The sequence below is a fragment of the Streptomyces sp. NPDC096046 genome (assembly GCF_040303285.1).
Lineage (GTDB): Bacteria > Actinomycetota > Actinomycetes > Streptomycetales > Streptomycetaceae > Streptomyces.
This window is the reverse complement of sequence record NZ_JBEOSZ010000055.1, coordinates 14529-36016: the sequence shown is the minus strand read 5'-3', so window position 1 is coordinate 36016 and position 21488 is coordinate 14529. Positions and strand designations below refer to the sequence as shown.

Here is a 21488-nt window from a genome sequence, read left to right as displayed (position 1 = left end):
GGCGGGGCAGCGGGGCAGGGCAACGCCGGGATCGTTCACGAGCGGCGATGGCGATGCGGTGCGCGCCCGATGACAAAGTCAGCTCAGCGGCTTGTCCAGGACCGCCTTGCGGTGGCTGAACGTCTCGATGGAGTACCTGCCGTGGTAGTTGCCCATGCCGCTCTCCCCCACCCCCGCCAAACGGCAGGTCGGAGACGGCGAGATGGGCGAGCGGCAGGCCGTATCCCAGGCCGCCGGAGGAGGTCTCCGCGGCGATCCTGTCGCGGGTCTCGCCGGACTCGCTGAAGACGTACAGCGCGAGGGGCTTGTCACGGTCGTTGATGAAGTCGATCGCCTCGTCGAGGCCGGACACGGTGACGAGGGGCAGGATCGGCCCGAAGATCTCCTCCTGCATCACGGGAGACTTCGGGTCGACGTCCGCGAGCACCGTGGGCACGATGTACTTGCCGGTGCGGTCGCTGCCGCCGCCGGTCACGACACGGCCGGAGTCGAGCAGGGCGGACAGCCGGTCGAAATGCCGCTCGTTGATGATCCGGCCGTATTCCGGCGAGGCGGCGGGGTCCGCCCCGTACAGGGCGTCGATGGCGCGGACGAGGGCAGTCTCCAGTGCGGCTGCGGTCTCCGGGGTGGTGAGGACGTAGTCGGGTGCCACGCAGGTCTGCCCGGCGTTGATGAACTTGCCGCGGGCCAGCCGGTCGGCGACCACGTCGAGGTCGATGTCGCGGTCGACGAACACCGGGGACTTGCCACCGAGTTCCAGGGTGACCGGGGTGAGGTGCTCGGCTGCGGCGCGCATCACGATGCGGCCGACGGTGCCGTTGCCGGTATAGAAGACGTGGTCGAACCGCTCCGCCAGCAGGGCGGTGGTCTCCGGGACGCCGCCCTCGACCACGGCGACCGCTTCGGTGTCGAGGTAGGCCGGGAGGAGCTCGGCCAGCGCGGCGGAGGTGGCCGGGGCCAGCTCGCTCGGCTTGGCCACGACCGCGTTCCCGGAGGCGAGCGCGCCGACCACCGGGGCGAGCAGCAACTGGGCCGGGTAGTTCCACGGGGCGATGACGAGCACGACGCCAAGGGGGTCGTACCGCGTCCAGGCGCTCGCGTCGGCGCCCAGGTGCGCGGGGACGGGAGCGGGCTCGGGGCGCAGCCACCCCTCGAGGTGGTCCAGGGTGTGGTCGATCTCCCGGATGGTGAAGTCGATCTCGGTGCGGTAGGCCTCGGTGCTGCTCTTGCCGAGGTCGGCGTGGAGGGCGGCGGCGAGGTCGGCACCGCGCTCGGTGAGCATCGCCCGCATGCGGCGCAGCTGGCCGGTGCGCCATGCGAGCGGCTTGGTGCGTCCCGTACGGAAGGTGGCGCGCAGCCGGGCCACGACGTCGGCGGGCTTCTCGGGTGTGGGGTGGCTCATGGCGTCTCTCCGGTGAGCGCCGGGTCGTGTCCGCCCGGCGCTGAATATCGATCAGATGTATATGCCAACCTTTCTCCTGCTCCCTTGCGTCCCGTCGATACGTCTTCGTGACGAGGCTCACGGGCCGGCCGGCTGATCACCGGCACGCGGATCCGCGTAGGTGTAGAAGCGCGCAGCAGCGTCTGTTCCGCCGCCTTGGGGAAACCGAGCTCCGCGAGTTCTCCGGCCTGCGCCAGGAGCCCGGCCCGGTCGGCCTCGGTCATCCACGCCTTCGTACAACGGACTGCCCTTCCTAGGTCTTCGGGGTCGGTACGCGATGGCGTCCCACGGCGTGGTGTAGCTGATCTTGGCTGGCAAAGTGCGCCGCTTCCGTGCCCTCGCGTGCATCGACTGCCGGTGAATGCTCCCTGAAAACGGGGCAGGCCACCGTGCAACTGTCCTTGGTGAACGGCCAGTTCAGTCCAAGGGGGTGCCCGGTGGCCTTGTCCCAGCATGACCTACTTCGCCTGCTTGAGTCACTACGTTCGGCAGATGGTCTTGAACTTGTCCGCGAAGTCGCCGAGCGGCTGCTGCAGGAACTGATCGAGGCCGAGGCCACCGCCAGGATCGGGTCATGTCCCCTGTGGTGGTGTAGCTGATCACTCGGCAGTGCCGGGCAGGCACGTGGTGTCGTCCGGATAGAGGGTGTCCATGCTCTCGATGGAGAGGTAGCGGCGGGGGAACGCGATCCACTCGTCGTGGAGCTCGACGAGGACGGCGGTGGCCAGGCGGTTCACGGCGTCGGTGTTCGGGAAGACCTGGACGACGTCGGAACGGCGTTTGATCTCCCGGTTCAGCCGTTCAAGCGGGTTGGTCGACTGGATCTTCTTCCAGTGCTGATGGGGGAAGTCCGCGAATGCGGTCAGGTCCTCCTTGGCATCGAGGAGCATGTCTCTGACCTTGGGGAACTGTCGGCCGAGCATGTCCGCGACGGTGTCGAGCTAGGCCCGGACCGCTTCGGCGGTGGGCTGGGCGAAGACGGTGCGGATCGTCGCGGCGACCATCTCCGCGGATCCCTTCGGAATCACGGAGAAGACGTTGCGCACGAAGTGAACGCGGCAGCGCTGCCAGGCTGCCCCGATCATGACTTTGCGGATGGCTTTGACGAGGCCGCTGTGGCTGTCGGAGATGACGAGACGGACGCCGCTCAGGCCGCGTTCCCGCAGCGAGCGCAGGAACTGGGTCCAGAAGGCCTCGGTTTCGCTGTCGCCGACCATGACGCCGGGGACTTCGCGTCCTCCGTCCTCGGTGACGCCGGTGGCGATGACGACGGCCTGGGAGACGATCTGGTGGTTGAGGCGTGCCTTGACGTAGGTGGCGTCGAGGAAGAGATAGGGGAACCGGATGTGATCGAGGGGCCGGGTCCGGAACGCGTCGAGCTGTTCGTCGGGGCCGGCACAGATCCTCGACACCTCGCTCTTCGATATGCCGGTGTCTGAGCCGAGGGCTTTGACCAGGTCGTCGACGGAACGGGTGGAGACGCCGTAGACGTAGGCCTCCATGACGACCGTGTAGAGGGCCTGGTCGATGCGGCGCCGGCGTTCCAGCAGGCTGGGGAAGAAGCTCCCGGCCCGCAGCTTCGGGATGGCGAGTTCCAGGTCTCCGGCCTGCGTGGTCACGGTCTTCTCCCGGTGCCCGTTGCGGTGGGCGGTGCGGGTGTCGGTGCGTTCGCCCCACTCAGCGCCGATCCTGGATGGCGTCCCGCAGAGTGGTGTAGCCGATCAAGCTGACGGAATCCCCAGGTCGCGGCCCGAATCGCCCTCGCCGGAGGCCCTGTTGAGGCTCGCCGGGCCGGGACCAGCAGTGATCGCACGACGGCTGGCAGCGGCACGTACCGGACGGTTCCAAAGCGGAAGCGACGGACCGTGATCGGCTACACCACGACCAGGGACACGACCGTCTCACCTGAGTTCGGCGGAGGATGAGACGCCAAGGAAGTCCCATCCGTGCAGGTGGCAGGGGCGGACAGTCATGATTGCTGATCTTGCCGAGCTAGGTTCCGAGCGGCCGTTTGGGTCGGCGGCGTGGTCCGGAGGCCGGGCCTCCACCGCCGCGGGCAGCGTGCCTCTGCGTCCTTCGAACGGGTGAAGGTCCTCATATCTGCGCAACCGCCGGACCCGGGTGCATGTCCTGCACAGGCGACACCACCCGCTCAACCCATCGGGAGCCCGCTCTTGCGCAAGAACCTCGTCACGGCTGCCGCTGTTGCCGTCGGCGCACTGACCGCCCTGTCCTTCGTCCCCGCACACGCCGCCGAGTACAGCTCCGCGTTGAAGATCCGCGCAGTCCAGTACGACGCGCCGGGCCGGGACTCCAACAGCTGCTCCTCGGGCAACACCCGCGAGGAGTACCTGACGGTGAAGAACTACTCGTCCCGCTCGACGATCAACCTCAAGGGCTACGTCGTCAAGGACGCCACCGGTAACCGCTTCGCCTTCACAGCCAACCACTACCTGCAGCCCGGCGACTATGTGAAGCTGCGCGGCGGCCACGGCACCGACTCCGACACCCACAACGTCGTCTACCGCGACAACTGCAACTTCCTGTGGAACAACGACAAGGACACCATCTACCTGTACAAGCCCTCAGGCAGCCGCGCCGATGTCCACGCCTACACCAAGAGCAACGACGATCCCGACCGCAACGGCTACATCAAGTTCCACGGTTAATACTCCAGTCTGACTTCGCGATCTTGTCGCGGACCCGGCTGGGAACGGGTACGGCCACCGCGTGATCACCGGGGGTTGTGTGGACTCCTGAAGATCGTGCGGTGGCCGCAGGCCATAGCGTGGACCCTGCCTACTGGTGGGCGATGTTCGACCAGGTCATAGTCCGGATCGCGGGCCGGTTCCGGCGAGTTGAACCCCGGGCTGCGGCCCGCGCCTACCTGCTCGGACTCCTGTCGAGCGTCGAACGGAAGAACTGCTGGCAGCTGGCCGAACAAGGCGGCCTTGCCCGGCCCGGGCCGATGCAACGCCTGCTGGGACGCCGAGGCGGTCCGCGACGACCTGCGCCTCTACGCCGCCCATCAGCTCGTTGAGCAGGGTGAAGCCGATGGCGCCGACAGCGATCGCCACTCCGGCTGCCGGTGGTGGAGAGCGACGACGACGGTTAACGTGCTCACCGGCAACAGCACCAGTGCGCCGGCCGGATCAACGGCCAGCCGGTGCTCTGGCACGACCAGACCAAGGGCAGGAGTCTCGACGAGGAAAACTAGTAGGAGGCGGTGCGTCCCTCGTAGACGTAGACACCGCTGTCCCACATTCCGTGCGCGTACGAAGTGACATTGGCGTCGTTGACCATCGCGGTGTAACAGGACGAACCGGTGGTGCTCACCCAGCAGGTGTACTCGCGGCCGTCGCTGTTGCGATGGACGGTCGCATACGGTGTGAACTGGTCACGGGTGTCGTACGAGGCATTACTGATCCGGCCCCACGCTGCGCGGCACGAGGGGCTGTACCGCAGCTCGAGCAGTGCTTGGCCCAGCTTCACGCTCTGCACCGTCCTGGCGTCGGACTGGCAGTAGGTGCTGGGGTTCTTGCCGTCGCAGGCCGAGCCCGAGCAGGTGGCAGCGCTGGCGGGAGAGGTCGTGCCGATGGTGGCCGCGGAGACGAAGAGCATCGTCACGGCGGAACGTGTGAGCAGGGTGCGTGAGCGCATGGAATCCTCCTGGATGACATGGGAAACGGCTCAGCCATACGTCCAGGCGCGTGGTACGGGCGTTTGTGAGCGCGCCTGTGAAAGCTCATGTCCGCATGGCCACTGGTGGTTGAGCTAGCAACTTGGTTTGAAGGGCGGCCAGTTGATTCTGGCGTCGAGAAGGCGTGGCCCGGTTCTGTGTCGGTTTGCCGATCGGTGGGCGCAGAGGCCTCCACATCTGCCACCCGCTGATCTCTGATCCGGGGACAGGCCAGTCCGCTGGCCAGCCGGGTTTGGGCAGCGCAGCACTGGCTAACGCCCTACGGCAGGGTCTTGTCGTACGTTTTGTCCGTGTCCGAGTCGTAGACCAGCTTGCCAGCGGCGTCGAAGCCCTTGATGTGCGGGGTCTTCGTCACCTGCTGGTTCAGGACGCCGGAAGCGACGAACCAGCCGTGGTCCAGGGCGGCCGTGGCGCTGCCGTCGCCGTAGTCGACGGTCACCTTGGCCACGGACGGGTCAACCATGCCGATCACGCCCCAGCGGAAAGGCAGCTTCCACTTGCCCTTGTCGATCGACGACTGCTGGTACAGGTCACCCGCGTTCGCGTCTGGCACGATCGGACCGGCGCCCGTCCCGTAGGCGTCCTTCGAACTGGTGCTGATGCCGGCGGTCCCGCCCTTCCTCACGTTGCAGACCACCCGGAAGCCCTCCGGCCGCTCCGCCACGCCGACGACGCGGATGCCGTCGCCGGGGGCGTTGAAGACGCCCGTGCTCTTCACCGCCAGGATGATCCGGTAGCTGTCGGCCTTTGCCAGGTCCGCGCCGACCGCGCTCCCCACGTGCTCCTGGTCGAGGCATTGCTGCAGCGCGTCCGATGCCTGGGCGAATGTGATGCCGTCGAACAACTGCTTCTCGGAAGCGGGCGGTTGAGGTCCGGAGGTGGTCGTCGACCCGGAAGTCGACGCGGTGGCGCTGACCGACGACATCGGCGTCGCCGTGTCAGCGCCCCCTCCCCCGTTCCCCCCGACCACGGCGTACGCCCCCGCCGGCACCGCGACCACCGCCGCCAGTGCCGCCCCGATCGCCGCGACCCGCCGCCGCCGTTCCGACACGCCCTGCCGGCGGATCGCCGGGTACGGCGCGGGCGACGGCCGGATGGTGTAAGCGTCGTCCGTCATCAGTTCCCTCACCAGTTCCTCGAAGTCCCGCTGGTCATCGGCCTCGTGCGCCGTACGCACCCCGTCGGCCCCGCCAGCCCCGCCAGCCCCGTTGTGCGCCTCACGAGCCTCACCGGCCTCGTTGTCCGCCTCATGTGCCTCTTGGTTCACCTTCCACCTCCCAGTCCGGACACCGTGCGGTCCTCGCGCACCAGCCCCGGATAGCCGCGCAGCTTTGCCAGCCCTTTCGAGGCCTGGCTCTTGACCGTTCCGGGGGAGCATCCGAGCACCTCGGCCACCTCCGCCTCCGACAGGTCCTCCCAGTACCGCAGGACCACCACCGCCCGCTGTCTCGCGGGCAGCAGAGCCAGCCCGGCGAGCAGGGAGCCACGCTCCTCCACCCGCCCGACGGCCTCGTCCCCGCCCGCCCTCTCTGGCGGGTACGCGGTCAGCGCCTCCGTCACCCGCCGCTTGCGGAACCGGTCGCTGTTGCAGCTGACCAGCATCCGCCGGACGTAGGCCTCCGGGTTGTTGCTGCGCGCGATGCGCCGCCACGACCGGTACGCCTTCGCCAGCGCCGTCTGTGTCAGGTCCTCCGCGTGGTGGACGTCGCCCGTGAGCAGGTAGGCGGTCCGGACGAGCCGGGACCATCGCGCCCTGACGAAATCTTGGAACTGGCCCTCAAGTTCGGCCTGCATCAAGCACCCTCCTCGCCCTCCAGACCACCACTGGGGCGGAATCAGTTGCCCGTGAGTTCGGGAACCGTTCGAATGACGGCATGGAGAGGATGCCGGGAACGGCGCCGAGTGGGCCGGGTGGGCCCGGGCGCCGAACTCTTGGGGGTGCTGCGGCTGCCCTCTGGGCGGTTGGTGCCGGGCGGGGACCGCGGCGGGGACGCTCCCCGACGGCGTCGGCCCCCCGCGTCCCGGCCGGCCCGGCGGGCAACGAGTTCTGCAGTCCTCGGCTGTTGCTGACGCGGAACTCCGTCCGCGCCCTCATGGCGGTGCGGCAGTGCCAGCGCCGGGCCCGGCTGCCTCGGCAGCCGACAGGCAACAGCCGGCCGCAGCCACTACTGACGGCGGTCCCTCGAGGAACCTGCTGGATAGATCACGAAACCGGACTGGAGTATTAACCGGCCAGACCCGGCCCCGGGCCGGCTGCCCAGCCCACCTCAGCCACTGGCTGGGGGCCGTCGCTGAGACGGGCAAGGCAGTATTCCTCCACCGCGAGCGGGGCAACCGCATGCCAACTCCGGGCCCATGAGCCTGAACCCAGCTGCTACGCAGCTCCAACCCCGGCCACCGAAGACTGGGGCAACGCTGGGCGAGCCCCGTCTCGGTGCGTCCTGCCGAGTACCGGGTCTGGCGCCCGCACCAACCGCACGTACGGCACGTGGACGGCACCGCGTACGCCGTACTCACCGAGCACTTGGAGCCGCCCCGCCCCGAAGGCGCTGAGGCCGTCCCGGTACCTGGCTGGGGTGCTGGCGCAGACCGGCAGTCGCGCGTGGGTTGTTCAGCGGGGGGCTTCGGCGCCGTCGCCGTGGCGGACCCGTTCCATGACTTGTTCGTGCAGGGCCGCCAGGCCCTCCGCAGGCACCGGGACGGGGCTGCCGGTGAGGCTGTACCACTCGTCTGCGTCCGTGTATTGGATGGCGATGTGAGCGTGCCCATCGGCCAGTGGACGAGTGGCGATAGTGAGGTCGCCGGTGATGACGCCGACCTCATCGGTCATCGCACCGCCAGGTCCGGCCTTCACCTCGCTGACCAGCTGCTCCGGCTGCGGGGGGCGTGTGTTCATGAGGGACAGGTACCCAGCATGTCGGCCAGCGTGGTCTTCTCGTTCTCGGTCACCGACAGCTCGTAGGTGGACTTCACCGACACCCAGGCCCGGGCGTAGGTGCACCAGTAGGTTTTGGACGGCGGCTGCCATTCGTCCGGGCCCTGGTCGCCCTTGGACCGGTTCGACGCTGCGGAGACGGCCAGCAGCTGCGGGTGCGTGAGGTCGTTCGCGAAGGCCTTCCGCTTGTCCTGCGTCCACGTGTTCGCCCCCGAGCGCCAGGCGTTCGCCAGCGGCACCATGTGGTCGATGTCGAGGTCCGACGCGTTCGTGAACGTCTTGTCCTCGTACACGCTCACCCAGCGGCCCGAGACCGCCCGGCATTCGTCGTCCCGGGTGACGCTGGTGCCGTCGCGCTCGAGGACCGTCTCGCGGGTGCTGCAGTTCTCTCCCAGCTCCGCCCAGTGGGGGAACTTGGCCCGGCTGTACCCGGACATCGAGCCGTGCGGCGCCACCTTCAGGCCCGCCAACTCGGTGCGAGCCTGCTCCGCCGGCGGCACGCCGGGCAGCGTGCCCGTGTCACTCTCGCCACCTGGTGCTCCAGCCGAGAGTGAGGCAGAGGGCTTGGCATCACTCGACGGTTGGGTCGCCGGATCATCGATGGCCGTACAACCGGCCATCGCAAGTACGGCCACGGTCACCAGGCCCCGTTCCCACCACCACTGCTGACGCCCCATGACCTGCTGATTCCCTCTCGCCCGGTGGATGTACGCGCGCAGCCTAGCCGGTGAGAAAAACCTCTGCCCACACGCAGCAACGCCGAGAGCATCCCCCGGGAACGGCTCGCGCATACGGTGCGTCGAATGTCCTGCACCTCTGCCTGCCGTCCAGGCAGTAGCGCGTCCTGATGGAGCTGCTGACGGACTTCGGCGTCCGCCGCCATGTCAGCCACCCGGCCCGGGGAACTCGTGGGCATCGCGTCTGTGGGCATCGGCCGCGAGCTTGGACACCGCGAACCGTACGAGGTTCTCCGGGATGCCCACCCACGTCGCCGGGCGTGGTGCAGCTCTCCAGCAACTCAGGCATCGCAGCCTGCTGCTGGGCGTGGACGGCGGTGGCCCGATGCGCGGAGCAACGACCAGACTCCCTGCCTGGATAATCAACCGCAGGGACTGCGGCTGACCCTTCGTCGCGCCCGAGGCGGCCTTGATGGCCGCCGAACCCTCCGGCATGTACTCGGTCGTGTGAAGGACGCCCCGATCGGAGAACTTCCACGGGCGGGCGCCCGGGCGTAGCCCTGCGTTTCACCTGGGATACGTCCGGCTGGCTCTCCCACCGCATGGGCCCGTGGGAGAGCCAGCCCTGTCACACTCGCCTCAATCAGCCGTGTTTCACCACCAAGCCGTGGCGTTGTTGTTGCCGCAGACCGCACCGGAACTGCTCACGACGCAAGCCCGGAAGGCGTGGCGCGAGTCGCTACTCGTCCCGCGCAGCACAGCTTTGACCATGCACCGCTGATAGCGGCACGGAGCGGGGGCGCGATCAGCGCTTTCCCGACAGCGCCGCCCGTGTGAGTCTGAATGGCCACACCGGCTCAACCTTCCTGCGTTGCTCATTGGCATGCTCACCGGGTCGCCGCAGAGAATCTCGTGTGTGCCCTCGCCGCGCGTACGGCCTGCTCAGCCTTGGCGACGCGGTCCTGGCGCTCCGGGGCGAGGACGGTTGACCGTACGGCGCTGCCCTCGGAGGGAGCACCGTACGACCTTGACCTACAAGGTGGCGGAGTGTCAGGGGGAGTCGTGGCGGCACTGAGTCGCCATGCTGACCCGCCGCTCGACTGCTTCGGCGATCGCCTTGGTACTTCGAATCACGGGAGCACACCTGTAGCTGCGCATAGTCGCTCGACATCACCCGAATGTGGGCGTTGCAGGGGAACCATCCTGGTGTTGAGCCCCAGTGTCCCGTCTCGAATGATCTGGTCCATAGCCGCGGCTGTGACCTGCGGCGACCAGATCACTTGAGACGGAAGCGGCCCGAGAATCTCAGACGATCTGGTCCCGGAACTGCGAATGCGCCGCGTGCGCCCGGCTGCCGACCAGGGCATCTCAACCAACCTGGCCCAGCAGGACCAGATCATCAGAGACGGGGACCAGGTCGACGGAGACGGGACACCCAGGTGTCGCTTGTTGTCCGCGGACAACAAGCGACCGGTCTCAGTTGAGTTGGACCACGGCAGGGCCGTGACCTGCGGTGGTCCAGGTTGAGTGAGACGCCCTCGCGGGGCGCGTCTCACTCAGGTTGAGGCACTACACCAACACCGTGAGATCAGCGGGACACCGTGACCTGCAGCGTCTCGCTGAATCTGGGCCATCGGGAGCAGATGGTTCAGGTTCAGCGAGACGGGGCCGCCTTCAGCGATGTCCTGTCCCGGATAACTGTGGGCAGGGCGAGGTCCTGACCTGCGGTGCCTACGGTCGAGTGGGACAGGTTGGTGGTCGGCGTCCCGTTCAACCGTAGGCAGCCGCCTCTAGGGTGTTTATCGCGGAAGTCCACTGGTCGGCCCGGAGGTGCCATGTCCCTGCAGATGGAGCTGGTTGCGATAACGCTCGATTGCCCTGATCCGCTGGCTTTGGCGGGGTTCTATCAGCCGTCAGCCTCAGCAGGAGGCGGTCAGGACTTCCAGTGACGATGACGTCTCGGATGCAACAGGGGAGGACAAAACCGACCAGCCGCGCAAGCTGCCGTACGACGATGCTTTCTTTGTGGTCGGCCACTTGCACGTGAAGATGGAGCCGGCGGTGTTCGTGAACGGCGCTCGTGTGTGGCTGAAGATCCTGCGTGACCAGCATCCCGCTGAGTACAGCGCGCTACTCCAGGAACTGGCCGAGCAGGAGCAGCAGCCAGCCTGAGGCAGCAACGCAAACGGCCCGTATCCTTGCGGTTTTGCCCGGGGGTACGGGCCTTCGCAGTGGTCGGCCCTGTCCGCCGCCGCCCTCGCTCCGGAGCGCCTTCGGGTGCGGCTGCGCCCAGCTCCCCGCAGGTGCACTGCGGAACGTGGAGGATGCTGCGGCCCGTGTGGCCGGGCCGGACCCGCCGCACTTGGTGCAGCAGCCGTCCGACTTCCAGGTCCGGGCCTCAGGAGTGCCGCCCATGCCTGATCGGTGCAAAAGTCGATCTCGGCCAACAGCGGTCCTGATCGCGTCAATGCGGCGTGTCGCCCATGCGTACGATCAGCCGACCGATAGACCTTCCCTCGACCACACGTTCGGATCGCTGATTCGATTCGCATAGGTTCGGGGGTTTTCATGCACATTCCGTGGCTTAAGCGCGCCGGTAGACAGGCGCTCACCATAGCGACCGCGGTCGCCCTGCTGTCGGCCGTGCCGTCCATGGCGCGAGCAGACGCGTCGGCTGATCCTGAAGTTGAGTCGTACGTCCTGCCGCTTGGTTCGGCGACACCATCGCTTGAGGAGTTGCAGAGCGAGGGCGGCGTGGCACGTCTGCGGGACATTGCCCGTAACGCGGAGCCGATCGCGCAGTTGCCGCACGAGACGGTGGGCCCTGCGGCGTCGTACGCGCAGCGGGCGACTCAGCCGTCCCGCACCGCCCCTGTAGGTTCAACCGCCTCGCCGACGCCCATGATTGCGGCTCCGGAGCCGGCCCGCACGATGACGCTCGATGAGTGCAAGAAGGGCCTGGGCACCACCAAGAAGTTCTACTTCACGTCCCGGTTCGCGGCCTGTTCGGGTGCCTCGTTCGTGCAGACCTGGCTCGTCAACGGCAGGCCCTCTGGCGTGAGCATGTTCAACGTCCGGGTCGTGGGCACGATCGCCAAGAACAGCCGCACGATCAACTTCAAGTACTACTTCACCGAGATGGAATCGCAGGGCACCACCGAGGCACCTGCGCTGAAGATCGGTACCAAGGGAAAGATCCCCAACAGCTGGCCGTCCACGGTCCGCTACACCCGGGGCGGCAATATGCCCGGAACGAAGACGTTCGCCGAACTCAAAGTACTGCGTTCGTTCAACGAAACCGTCCACGCCAAGCCCGGACAGGGCAGTCAAGGCACCACAGACCTGATCGCAGCCATCTACCAGCCGTCCATCACCATCACACCGCCACCCAACGCCCAGATCACCGGCGACCTCAAGGGTGACCTGTTCTTCCTGCCGCCGCGCTGGGACGCTGCCAAGTACCTGGCGAACTCCACTGGTGGCGGCAACCCCGACAAGCGGGGCGCAGCCTCATTCGCCTACGTCGGAATGCTGAACTACAGCACGAAGACCGGTGCCGAGGAGCGGGCTGCGGCTCAGCACATCAAGACAGCGTTCACGAAACCACAGGACACCAAGCCGTACATGTCGGCGAAGAAGGTCCCCGGTCAGACGCCCGACCAGGCGCTGCACCGAACGGTCAGCACGAAGCGCAGGGACGACAACCGCAAGGAAGCGGTCAAGCAGTGCAGGCGATACTGGGGCGCCAACTACACCCAAGGTGGCGCGCGCGAGTGCGACGAGTACCCCTTCGCCTCCACCTATGAGGGCGCCGCGGAGCACGAATACGACGCGGACGCGAAGAAGTTCAACTTCTCCGTGAAACCGATCGCCAAGGAAGACAACGGTGCAGGCGGCAGCCTGCTGCTCAGTTTCTACGCCAAGAACCGGGTCATCGACGGGATGGAAGACGGCTTCATCGTGAAGATCGTCTCCTGACGTGCCGACGGCGGGAGTGTCGAACTGTCGGCGCTCCCGCCCCTGGTCCGTGTTCAGGCCGTTGCGGGCCAGAACTGCACGAGGTACCTTTCCACGCCTTCGCCCGTACCCTCCTGCTCCGACAGTGCCCTGGCCTCGCTGCGCCCAGCACAGCTCACCCGGACCCGCCAGGAGCCCCCCGAATCGGCAAGGGTGATCACGTCGTCGGCGCGGCCCAAGCTCATTGACCACACAGCCACTTCACCGCTGGTCGACTCGAAGTCGGTCTCAGCCTGCTCGTCCCATCGCGAAGGATCCTGCTCGGGCGGCTCGCCGTCCCACACCTCCACGGTGACCGCAGCGGCATGTGTGTGGCCGGCACTGAAGATGTCAAGACGCCCCGGAAAGTCGTTCAGGAACACGCCCTGCTTGAAGTCGTCAGGGAAGGGGACGGGCAGATCACCGTCATCGGACTCCTGAAGCCCGAAGCCGTGATACCCCACATCCGCATCAAGGTGTTGCTGCCGGACAAGCTCGGCCACAAGAGCTCCTTTGGCGCGACAGACGACTGGTCATCTCCGTGATCCTAAGTCGGCCCCTTCCAGATGCGCAGTGGCATCGCCTTCTGGCCAGCTGGCAGCCGTTCTGACCGCCAAGCTGGCTGAACTCACCTTGTCGCTGCGATGTCGTACGAGACTGATGTGGTTGGAGCGGATCAGGCGCTGACTCCTCGGGTGCTGTGGAGCACGTGTCGTCGACGGGGCCCAGAACGCGGAATGAAGATCTTGGGGTTCTGGCCCCGCCGCCTGAGCGGCGGGGCCAGACTCTTTGTTGTGGTGATGGGGGAATGGGCCGGGGAGACGGTCGGGCCGGATGTGTGAGAGACCTGCCGGGAGTTGATCCCGGCGGGGAGTGTGTTCGCGTTCCTGGCCGAGCATCGTGGTGCGCTGTTTCCGGCGGAGATGTTCACGGACATGTATCCGTCGGCGAACGGGCGGCCCAGTATGCCGCCGCAGATCCTGGCCGCCGCGCTCACGCTGCAGGCCCTGCACGGGTTGTCGGACATCGAGACGGTCCAGGAACTGCGCTGTGACCTGCGGTGGAAGGCCGCCTGCGGGCTGGGCCTGCACGACATGGCGTTCGATCCGTCGCTGCTGGCTTACTTCCGCCGTCGTCTGGGCCGTTCCACCCGCCCGAACCGGGTCTTTGAGGCCGTGCGTGAAGTCGTAAAGGCCACCGGGGTCCTCAAGGGAAAGGAGTAATTGTCAATACCTGTGGACCAGTTGATCTCAGGTTCGCTCGGGTGGACTGATCGCGACGAGTTCGACCTCGAAGCCGTCGTTGTTCTCCAGGTAGGCGGCGTAGTGCTGTGCGCCGCCGGCGTGCGGGTGCAGCTCGGGGAACATCAGGCGCCAGCCATGCTGGGCGGCCTCGACGGCCAGCTTCTCGACGGCAGTGGCGTCCTCGACGTGGAACGCGAGGTGGTTCAGGCCGGGGCGGTGGCGGTCGTGCCGGTCGGCGGTGAGGGCCGGGGACTGTTCGAGGACGAAGTAGGTCGGCCCGAGCTGCCAGCTGCGGCCGGTGGCCCAGCTCTGGGAGATGGTGTAGCCCAGCGTCGCCAGCAGCCAGCCGAGCGAGGCGAGCGCGCGGTCGAGGTCGGGCACCCAGATCTCGACGTGGTGCAACGTCCCGTGCGTCGGCCGGTTCACGCGGCCACCGCCTCGGGGCGCTCGACGAGGTGGCCGCGCTCGAAGCGGGCGCCTGCCCGGACCAGGGCGACGAGGTGGGGTGCGTTCACGGCCCGCCAGCGCGTCTGGGCGGACTCGACGAGCTTGAACACCATCGCGAGCGCGGCAACGCGGGAGCCGGCACCTTTGGTGACCTTCGTCCGCAGGCGGACGGTCGCGAAGGTGGACTCGATGGGGTTCGTGGTCCGCAGGTGAATCCAGTGCTCGGCGGGGAAGTCGTAGAACGCCAGCAGCTCGTCTTCGTCGTCGACGATCTTCTTGACGGCCTTGGGGAACTTCGCACCGTACTGCTTGGCGAACGCCGTGACGGCCTGGGCCGCGTGCTCGCGGTCCTCGGCGTTGTAGATGTCCTGGAGGGCCTTCTTCGCCGCGGGCTGGGCCGACTTGGGGAGGCTGTCCAGCACGTTCGCGGTCTTGTGAACCCAGCACCTTTGGTGGCGGGTGATGGGGAACACCTCGTTGATCGCGTTCCAGAAGCCGAGGGCGCCGTCGCCCACCGCGAGGACGGGGGCGCGCATCCCGCGCCGGGCGGCATCGCGCAGCAGGTTTGCCCAGGACTCGGATGATTCGCGGTAGCCGTCGGTCATGGCGATGAGTTCCTTGGTGCCGTCCGCGCGCACGCCCATCAGCACCAGGACGGCGGCTTTGGCCTGTTCCAGGCGGATCTTCAGATGGATGCCGTCGGCCCAGACGTAGACGTAGTCGCTGGCCGACAGGTCGCGCTCGTTGAAGGCGGTGTGGTCGGCCTGCCACTGCGCGGTCAGGCGGGTGACCGTGGCCGGGGACAGGCCCGCCGAAGAGCCTAGGAACTGCTCGAGTGCGGGCACGAAGTCGCCGGAGGACAGTCCGTGCAGGTAGAGCAGTGGCAGGACCTCGCTGATCTTCGGGGACTTCCGTGCCCAGGGCGGCAGGATCGCCGAGGAGAACCGCTTTCGCTCGCCCGTGGCCGTATCGATGCGCTTGTCGTTGACGCGCGGGGCTTTGACCTCGACCGTCCCGGCGGCGGTGGTGACCTTGCGTGGCTGGTGGTAGCCGTTGCGGACCACCAGGCGTCGGCCGTCGTCGTCGCGCTGGTCGGCCAAGTCGGCTATGTAGGCGTTGACTTCGGCTTCCAGCGCGGCGGCCAGCATCCGCCGGGCGCCCTCGCGGACGATCTCGTCGATCAGGGAACCGTTCGGCGTGGAGCCGTCTTCGGTGACTACGCTGAGCACGGGCGTGCCTTCCCGGCCGGCGCTGCGAACGCCGGTCTACTCGGTGACCATCAGTCGATCACTCGGGAAGGTACGCCCTTCGCGTGCCAACCCGAGGCCGATCCACAGGTCTTGAGCATTGCTCAAGGGAAAGCACCGCCGGGCACTGGACTCCACCGTCCTGGACGACGGATCAGTGACCTGGACTTCAGAAACAGGCACCACTCCAGCCAAGGGACATGGGCAGAGCAGTCGCAACGGGGATGTCAGCAGGCCGACCAGGGCAAAACCGCTCGGTGACCTGCGCGGACACGGGGGGCGGTCCTGCGGGCCGCGCAACAGATAGGCGCAACCCTTGGCGCAACCTCGTGCTCCTGGCCGACCGGAACGACTGGTCACGCGGCCCGGAAACGGCTCCGTGGGCGCGGACGAGGTGGCGCAGCTCGGACCGTGCCGCCGGCACCGTTCGAGGGGGCGGTCTCCCAGTAGGGGTGCCACCACAGCCGTACGGACAGGAGCAGCAGGCGGCGGCGCAGAGCGGTGGTGCGCGGGGGCGGGGTGCGGCGAGCGCTTGGTAGGTGGCGTTCCAGGCGGCTTGCGTCTGCACCAGGTCGTCGGGGAAGTCGGTCACGTCCATACCGGCATTAGATCGCTTGTTTGAATTACGTGTCACTTCGGACACGCCCTGCCCGGCGCCCGTGGTCGGGGTCGCGCCCGGCATGGTCGGCCTCATGACTGCGCCGCCGGGGTCGTCCAGGAGGCAGGTCGAATGTCCGTGCCATTTTTCGGAATCGTCGGGCAGGACCCGGAACACCGCGTGGCGGCCCAGTGCCCGGTCGGCACTCCCGACCGCCGACCCGCCGACCGCCTGTGCGCCGCTGTCGTCGAGCAGCCCCGTAAAGGGGGTAAGGCAGAGGGGGCCTGGCGGGCCGGACGCCTGAGACTAGAGCGCCTGAGGGAACGTGAAGAATCCCTTCGGGTCGTACTGGCGCTTCAGCTGCGTCAGTCGGCCGGCCGCGTCCCCGTAGTACGCGCTCCGCCAGTTCGTCAGGGTCGGGTCCGTGTAGTTCTGGTACGCGGCCCCGGACGCGTAGCTCCGCATGGACGCGTGCGTGGACGTCAACCAGGACCGGGCCGTCGTGCCGGAGGTGCCCGTGCGCCAGCTCGCGAGGTACTGCGCCAGCATGCGCGAGCGGCGGTGGACGAACGCCGTGGCCGTCGGGGAGACCCGGTTGACGGCACCACCGAGCGCGGTGAACGCCACGCTGCCCGCGCCGCCCCGCACCGACGCCACTTGCCGCAGGAGCGTCTCGATGCCGGCCTCGGGGATCGAGCGGTCGAAGAAGTCCGAGCGGGCCGCGTACGTCTCACGGCGCAGGGCGCCCTGCGGGGAGCGGCCGGGGGTGGCGCCCGGCAGATGACATTGGGCGTCCGAGGAGAAGGACGAGCAGCCCGCGTACAGCTCCACCGCGGTCTCGTACGACCGCCGCTCGAGCGAGACGCTGCCTGCCGGGGCGCCGACCTGCCCCACTAGGCGGTCGACCGCGTTCTGCAGTTCCGCGTACGTGCCCAGCGAAAAGGCGGAGACGGAGACGGTGGGCGCACCCCCGTTGTTCAGCTGGCAAGCGGACCAGATCTCGTCGGGCTGGTCGGGGCCCCACTCCTGCCAGGCGGTGAGGACGGCCGCGGCCTTGGACCAGGGCCAGGTGAGGTCCGCGGACACGGCCTGCGGTGCCGGGTGCGTGCGGAAGCGCAACTCGGTCACAACGCCGAAGTTGCCGTTGCCCGCGCCGCGCAGGGCCCAGAAAAGGTCCTTGTTCTCGGTGGCGTTCGCCACTAGCTCCTTGCCGTCCGCCGTGATCAGGCTCGCCTGGGTGAGGCTGTCGCAGGTCAGTCCGTAGGCCCTGGAGATCATGCCGTGACCGCCGCCGAGGGTGAGGCCGGAGACGCCGACGCTGGGGCAGGAGCCCGCGGGTATCGTCATGCCCTTCGTGGTGAGCGTGCGGTAGACGTCGATGAGCTTGGAACCGGCGCCCACGACCGCCTCCTGCGCGCTCGCGCGGATGGTGCTCAGCTTGCCGACGTCGATGATCAAGCGGCCGTTACCGGAGGACCAACCGGCATAGGAGTGACCGCCGTTGCGGATCGCGACCTCGATGTGGTGGGCCTGGGAGTACGCCAGCACGGTGCGGATGTCGGCGGCGTGGGCCACGTACGCGACCGTGGCGGGCTTCAGGGAGTCGTAGCGGGTGTTGTAGAGCTGGTGGGCGGTGGGCCAGTCCTGGTCGCCGGGGCGGACCAGGATGCCGTCCAGGTCCTTGGACAGGGCGGTCCAGTTGGCGGCGACGCGCACGCCGCTGGCCATCGTACGCCTGGGCGTACCGGAAGCAGTCGATGCGGTGCTCGTGCTCCTGGTGCACGCGGTGGTGACTGCCGTCGCGAGTGCGGCGGCGGATCCACCGATGAATGTACGCCGTTCCAATGGGTGCCTCCCTCGGGTTACGTCGAGCCAGACGTAACTTCGCGACGGCAGGTTTGCAGGGACCTGGCACAGTCTTGTCAAAGAGCGGCCTCGCATCGTGTGGCTTCGAGGTCTCTGGCGTGCCCCCAGGAGAGGCGCCGGAGCGCACAGGGTGGCGCCTGGCCTCGATACGTGTTCGAGGACAAGGGAACGACCGCCGGTGAACGCGGCGCCGGATCGACACCCGGCACACTCGTCCGCAAGCGGCCGAGCGCCAACTGCTCCGGCAGGCCACGCCGCCCGCAGCAGGAGGCCGGCTCAGCCGGAGAAGCTGTGCAGGCGCGGTACTGCCGGTCCGCGACAAGCCTCGGGCAGCGCGCCCCTGGGATGTGCACAGTGCGGTGCCGCCTGGCCGCTAGGACCTGTCCTGGGCGGCGAACCCGCCTCGCACGGTGTCGAAGACAGGGCGGTAGGTGCCCCACCGGGACTCCGCGGCCGAGAGGTAGATGTCGTACTCCCGGCCGCCCGCGGTGCCGTATCCGAGGTCGATGGCACGGAAGGAGCGGGCGCGGCCGTGGAAGGTGAACTCCCACACCGCGGCCGGCTTCCCTTTGAATGTAGTCTTCTGCATGCGCAGCCTGCGGTACGTGGGGTAGTTGATCTTGGTGTTGGCCTCGATGTCCTTGAAGTGCTCGACGGGGTGCGAGCCGGCCGGGTCCACCATGCCGATCGTGATGCCGGCCAGGCCGGTCGGATCGGTGTAGGTGACCTCGTCGCTCGGCCCCTTCTTCGGCTTCCAGCCATCCGGCACGGGGAAAGAGACGCTGAGCTGCCGGTCTCGGACCAGGTGGTAGCCGTCGGGGACGGGCGAGGGTGTGGCCGACGCGGTGGCGGTGCTGCCGGCCCCCCGATCGGCCCCGCCGCCGTGCGAGGAGGCGTAGAGGGTGACCGCCATGGCGGCCGCGGCCAGGATGGTCACCACTGGCACGACGCGCCGCCCTCGCCTCCGGTTCTCGCGGCGATCCCGCGCGCCCCCTTCCGGCGGCACCGGCGGGGCGTGCCCCGTCGGGGACGGCCGTGCCACGTCCTCATTTGCGTCGGCCCCGTCGGGGGCGACGGCGGCTGACGAAGCGGCCGTCGAGCCACCGGACCAGGTGGCTCGCAGAGCCATTTCTGTCTGCTCCACCGTGGGCCGGTCCTCGGGGTTCTTCGACAACAGAATCTCGATGAGCGGTTCCAGCGGACCGGCCTGCCGCATCGGCTCCAGCGGGTCGACGGCGATGGCGTACGCGGTCTCCATGGCGGTATCGCGGCGATATGGCGGCCGCCCCTCGACGGCCTGGTACAACGTCGCGCCCAGCGACCACAGGTCGGAGGGAGGGCCGGGCCGCTGTCCGCGGATCCGCTCCGGGGCCATGAAGTCGATGGAGCCGACCATCTCCCCGGTCTGCGTGAGCGTCGAGGTGCCGGTGGTCTGCGCGATACCGAAGTCGGTCAGCACCACCCGTCCCTCGGCGCCGAGCAGGACGTTGCCCGGCTTGATGTCACGGTGCAGGACACCGGCGGCGTGCGCGGCCCGGACGGCGGCGATCATGCCGAGGCCGATGCGGGCGGCCTCCTCGAGCGGCAGGGTCCGGCCGCCCTTGAGGATGTCGCCGAGGGCGGGCGCGGGGACGTACTCCATGATGATGCAGGGCCGCCCGTCGTCCTCGACGACGTCGTGCACGACGACCACGTTGGGATGGACGACCCGGGCTGCGCTGCGAGCCTCGCGGCGGGTGCGCTCGTACAGCGTGGCGACCTCGGCGTCGGACAGGTGCGGCTGCGTGTGGAGCTGCTTGAGGGCGACCTGGCGGGCGAGCACCTCGTCCTCGGCCCGCCACACCGTGCCCATACCACCGCTGCCGATGCGCTCGGCGAGCCGGTAGCGCCCTGCGACCAGCCGTCCCTCGTCCGACAAAGCCCTGACCTCCGCCTTCTCCGCCCCCTACGCGTCACTTCGCCCTGCACACTAACCGAACTCGTCAAGAGGCCAGGGGGCGGTCCGACAGCGACAGCAGCCCCCGGCCGCGCCGAGGAGACCGTCGGCGCCTCCGCCTTCCGCGCTCTGCTCACCGGGACTCCGCCGGCTGCCCAGCTTGCCGCGCTGTTCCTGGCGGCTCGCGCCTCTGCCCATCTGAACGGCACGCTGCCGGACGACCTGCCGCGAGCCTGCCGTGATCGCCTGCCCGGCCTGGTGACGAAAGCACCTTCAGTACAATTCCCCTCGAACTGTGGAGATCTTCTATTGATCCGAAACGGTAGGTGTTCTGGGTCGTTGTTCCCTACGTGAGTGAACTGGTGGGGGATGCAAGGCAGTTGTCGCCGTCGGCGCAGGAGGCCCTTCGGCTGCGGGCGGTGGCCGCGTTGGCGGCGGGCCGGACTCGCGAGGATGTCGCGGCGGTGTTCCAGGTCTCGCTCAAGGCGGTGGACAACTGGTGGGCGAAGTGGCTTGCCGGCGGACGTGAGGCGCTCGTGGCCCAGCCGCGCGGGCGCCGGGTCGGCGAGCATAGGTTCTCAACGCGGTCGACAGGCAGGCGGTCCGGCAGGCCGTGCTGGATCACCGGCCCTGTGACCTGGGGCTGGCGGGGCAGCTGTGGACGCGAGCCGGTGTGGGGGACCTGATCGCGAAGCTGTACCGGGTGCGGCTGACCGAGCAGGGGGTGGGCAAGTACCTGCGCCGGTGGGGGCTGTCGTTCCAGCGCCCGGACAAGCGGGCCGTCGAGCAGAACCCGGAGGCGGTCCGCGTCTGGCGGGAGGAGACCTGGCCGGCGATCCGCGCGAAGGCGAAGGCCGAAGGCGGGGAGGTGTTCTTCGCCGACCAGGTCGGCATCCGCTCTGACCAGGTCACCGGCCGCACCTGGGGCGCCAAGGGGTGCACTCCGATCGTGCGCCGCTCGGGCAACCGGTTCTCGGTGAACGCGATGTCCGCGATCAGCACGAAGGGCCGGATGCACTTCATGGTGTTCACCGAGACCTTCGACGCCGACGTGATGTGCCGCTTCCTCGACCGGCTCGCAGGCCACTTCGACCGCAAAGTGCACCTCGTCGTGGACGGTCACTCCACCCACCGCTCCCGCAAGGTCCGCACCTGGCTCGCCGACCACCCCGACCGGATCGAGCTGCACTTCCTGCCGTCGTACTCGCCCGAGCTCAACCCCGACGAGCTGGTCAACGCCGACCTCAAACGGAGCCTGCCCATGCACAGCCGGGACCGTGACCAGGCCCAACTCGCCGCAGAGACACGCCGGTTCTTCCACCGCCGTCAACGCCAGCCGCACATCGTCCGCGGCTACTTCGGCGGCCGACACGTCCGCTACATCCTCGAATAGAACCGTTT

General features: G+C 68.2%; 14 protein-coding genes and 6 pseudogenes. 7 read left to right on the top strand and 13 right to left on the bottom strand.

Annotated elements, in window-relative coordinates:
• Positions 1 to 78 precede the first annotated feature (78 nt).
• Positions 79 to 1402: pseudogene (locus tag ABTX62_RS32760) on the bottom strand (aldehyde dehydrogenase family protein).
• Positions 1403 to 1878: 476 nt separating this feature from the next.
• Between ABTX62_RS32760 and ABTX62_RS38025 the strand changes: the two are divergent.
• Positions 1879 to 2022 (top strand): annotated as a pseudogene (locus ABTX62_RS38025) (IS256 family transposase); the annotation flags it as partial.
• An 18-nt stretch (positions 2023 to 2040) separates the two neighbouring features.
• Here the strand turns inward: ABTX62_RS38025 and ABTX62_RS32755 are convergent.
• Positions 2041 to 3129: pseudogene (locus ABTX62_RS32755) on the bottom strand (IS256 family transposase); the annotation flags it as partial.
• Positions 3130 to 3615: 486 nt separating this feature from the next.
• Here ABTX62_RS32755 and ABTX62_RS32750 point away from each other — a divergent pair.
• Together ABTX62_RS32750 and ABTX62_RS32745 are read left to right on the top strand one after the other, a co-directional pair.
• On the top strand, positions 3616 to 4110 hold the full coding sequence (locus tag ABTX62_RS32750) for a lamin tail domain-containing protein (RefSeq protein WP_352119568.1): 495 nt from the start codon (positions 3616 to 3618) through the stop codon (positions 4108 to 4110).
• Between the two features lie 158 nt (positions 4111 to 4268).
• Positions 4269 to 4488, top strand: a pseudogene (locus ABTX62_RS32745) (IS701 family transposase); the annotation flags it as partial.
• A 166-nt stretch (positions 4489 to 4654) separates the two neighbouring features.
• On the opposite strand, the gene ABTX62_RS32740 reads toward ABTX62_RS32745, so the two are convergent.
• From ABTX62_RS32740 to ABTX62_RS32720, 5 genes are all read right to left on the bottom strand, one after another.
• On the bottom strand, positions 4655 to 5101 hold the full coding sequence (locus tag ABTX62_RS32740; RefSeq protein ID WP_352119567.1) for a DUF2690 domain-containing protein: 447 nt from the start codon (positions 5099 to 5101) through the stop codon (positions 4655 to 4657).
• 299 nt (positions 5102 to 5400) lie between these two features.
• Positions 5401 to 6408, bottom strand: coding sequence for a hypothetical protein (locus ABTX62_RS32735; RefSeq protein WP_352119566.1), 1008 nt, complete (start codon positions 6406 to 6408; stop codon positions 5401 to 5403).
• Positions 6405 to 6935 (bottom strand): SigE family RNA polymerase sigma factor, encoded by a 531-nt coding sequence (locus ABTX62_RS32730; RefSeq protein ID WP_352119565.1) that lies wholly within the window; start codon positions 6933 to 6935, stop codon positions 6405 to 6407. Before ABTX62_RS32730 ends, ABTX62_RS32735 begins: the two co-directional genes overlap by 4 nt.
• An 817-nt stretch (positions 6936 to 7752) precedes the next feature.
• Entirely contained in the window at positions 7753 to 8037 is a 285-nt protein-coding gene (locus ABTX62_RS32725) for a hypothetical protein (RefSeq protein WP_352119564.1), read from the bottom strand.
• Positions 8034 to 8696 carry an HNH endonuclease family protein gene (locus ABTX62_RS32720; RefSeq protein ID WP_502998058.1) on the bottom strand — a complete coding sequence of 221 codons (663 nt, stop codon included), beginning with the start codon at positions 8694 to 8696 and terminating at the stop codon, positions 8034 to 8036. Before ABTX62_RS32720 ends, ABTX62_RS32725 begins: the two co-directional genes overlap by 4 nt.
• A gap of 2625 nt (positions 8697 to 11321) precedes the next feature.
• On the opposite strand from ABTX62_RS32720, the gene ABTX62_RS32715 reads away from it, so the two are divergent.
• On the top strand, positions 11322 to 12731 hold the full coding sequence (locus ABTX62_RS32715) for a NucA/NucB deoxyribonuclease domain-containing protein (protein WP_352119562.1): 1410 nt from the start codon (positions 11322 to 11324) through the stop codon (positions 12729 to 12731).
• A 53-nt stretch (positions 12732 to 12784) separates the two neighbouring features.
• Here ABTX62_RS32715 and ABTX62_RS32710 read toward each other — a convergent pair whose 3' ends face one another.
• Positions 12785 to 13252 carry a hypothetical protein gene (locus ABTX62_RS32710; RefSeq protein WP_352119561.1) on the bottom strand — a complete coding sequence of 156 codons (468 nt, stop codon included), beginning with the start codon at positions 13250 to 13252 and terminating at the stop codon, positions 12785 to 12787.
• A 354-nt stretch (positions 13253 to 13606) separates the two neighbouring features.
• Here ABTX62_RS32710 and ABTX62_RS32705 point away from each other — a divergent pair.
• Positions 13607 to 13966 (top strand): annotated as a pseudogene (locus ABTX62_RS32705) (transposase); the annotation flags it as partial.
• A gap of 33 nt (positions 13967 to 13999) precedes the next feature.
• Here ABTX62_RS32705 and ABTX62_RS32700 read toward each other — a convergent pair.
• The 5 genes and pseudogenes from ABTX62_RS32700 to ABTX62_RS32680 all read right to left on the bottom strand — a co-directional run bounded on the left by ABTX62_RS32700 (position 14000) and on the right by ABTX62_RS32680 (position 20069).
• Positions 14000 to 14419, bottom strand: a complete 420-nt coding sequence (locus tag ABTX62_RS32700; RefSeq protein ID WP_352119560.1) for a VOC family protein — start codon at positions 14417 to 14419, stop codon at positions 14000 to 14002.
• Positions 14416 to 15669: an IS256 family transposase gene (locus tag ABTX62_RS32695; RefSeq protein WP_352119559.1), complete on the bottom strand. Its 1254-nt coding sequence runs from the start codon at positions 15667 to 15669 to the stop codon at positions 14416 to 14418. Before ABTX62_RS32695 ends, ABTX62_RS32700 begins: the two co-directional genes overlap by 4 nt.
• A 388-nt stretch (positions 15670 to 16057) precedes the next feature.
• Positions 16058 to 16285, bottom strand: a pseudogene (locus ABTX62_RS32690) (DUF8825 domain-containing protein); the annotation flags it as partial.
• A gap of 306 nt (positions 16286 to 16591) precedes the next feature.
• A complete protein-coding gene (locus ABTX62_RS32685; RefSeq protein WP_352119558.1) occupies positions 16592 to 18130 on the bottom strand; it encodes an FAD-binding oxidoreductase in 1539 nt (512 codons plus the stop codon).
• Positions 18131 to 18524: 394 nt separating this feature from the next.
• Positions 18525 to 20069, bottom strand: a complete 1545-nt coding sequence (locus ABTX62_RS32680) for a serine/threonine-protein kinase (protein ID WP_352119557.1) — start codon at positions 20067 to 20069, stop codon at positions 18525 to 18527.
• Between the two features lie 344 nt (positions 20070 to 20413).
• Between ABTX62_RS32680 and ABTX62_RS38020 the strand changes: the two genes are divergently transcribed.
• Positions 20414 to 20773 (top strand): helix-turn-helix domain-containing protein, encoded by a 360-nt coding sequence (locus ABTX62_RS38020; RefSeq protein ID WP_502998057.1) that lies wholly within the window; start codon positions 20414 to 20416, stop codon positions 20771 to 20773.
• Positions 20701 to 21480, top strand: coding sequence for an IS630 family transposase (locus ABTX62_RS32675; protein ID WP_502998056.1), 780 nt, complete (start codon positions 20701 to 20703; stop codon positions 21478 to 21480). The genes ABTX62_RS38020 and ABTX62_RS32675 overlap by 73 nt, the downstream gene beginning before the upstream one ends.
• Positions 21481 to 21488: the final 8 nt, after the last annotated feature.

Bases quoted from the DNA above. Each gene is read 5' to 3' on its own strand.
- ABTX62_RS32740 (WP_352119567.1), bottom strand. From the start codon at position 5,101: ATGCGCTCACGCACCCTGCTCACACGTTCCGCCGTGACGATGCTCTTC.
- ABTX62_RS32730 (WP_352119565.1), bottom strand. From the start codon at position 6,935: ATGCAGGCCGAACTTGAGGGCCAGTTCCAAGATTTCGTCAGGGCGCGA.
- ABTX62_RS32725 (WP_352119564.1), bottom strand. From the start codon at position 8,037: ATGAACACACGCCCCCCGCAGCCGGAGCAGCTGGTCAGCGAGGTGAAG.
- ABTX62_RS32720 (WP_502998058.1), bottom strand. From the start codon at position 8,696: ATGGCCGGTTGTACGGCCATCGATGATCCGGCGACCCAACCGTCGAGT.
- ABTX62_RS32715 (WP_352119562.1), top strand. From the start codon at position 11,322: ATGCACATTCCGTGGCTTAAGCGCGCCGGTAGACAGGCGCTCACCATA.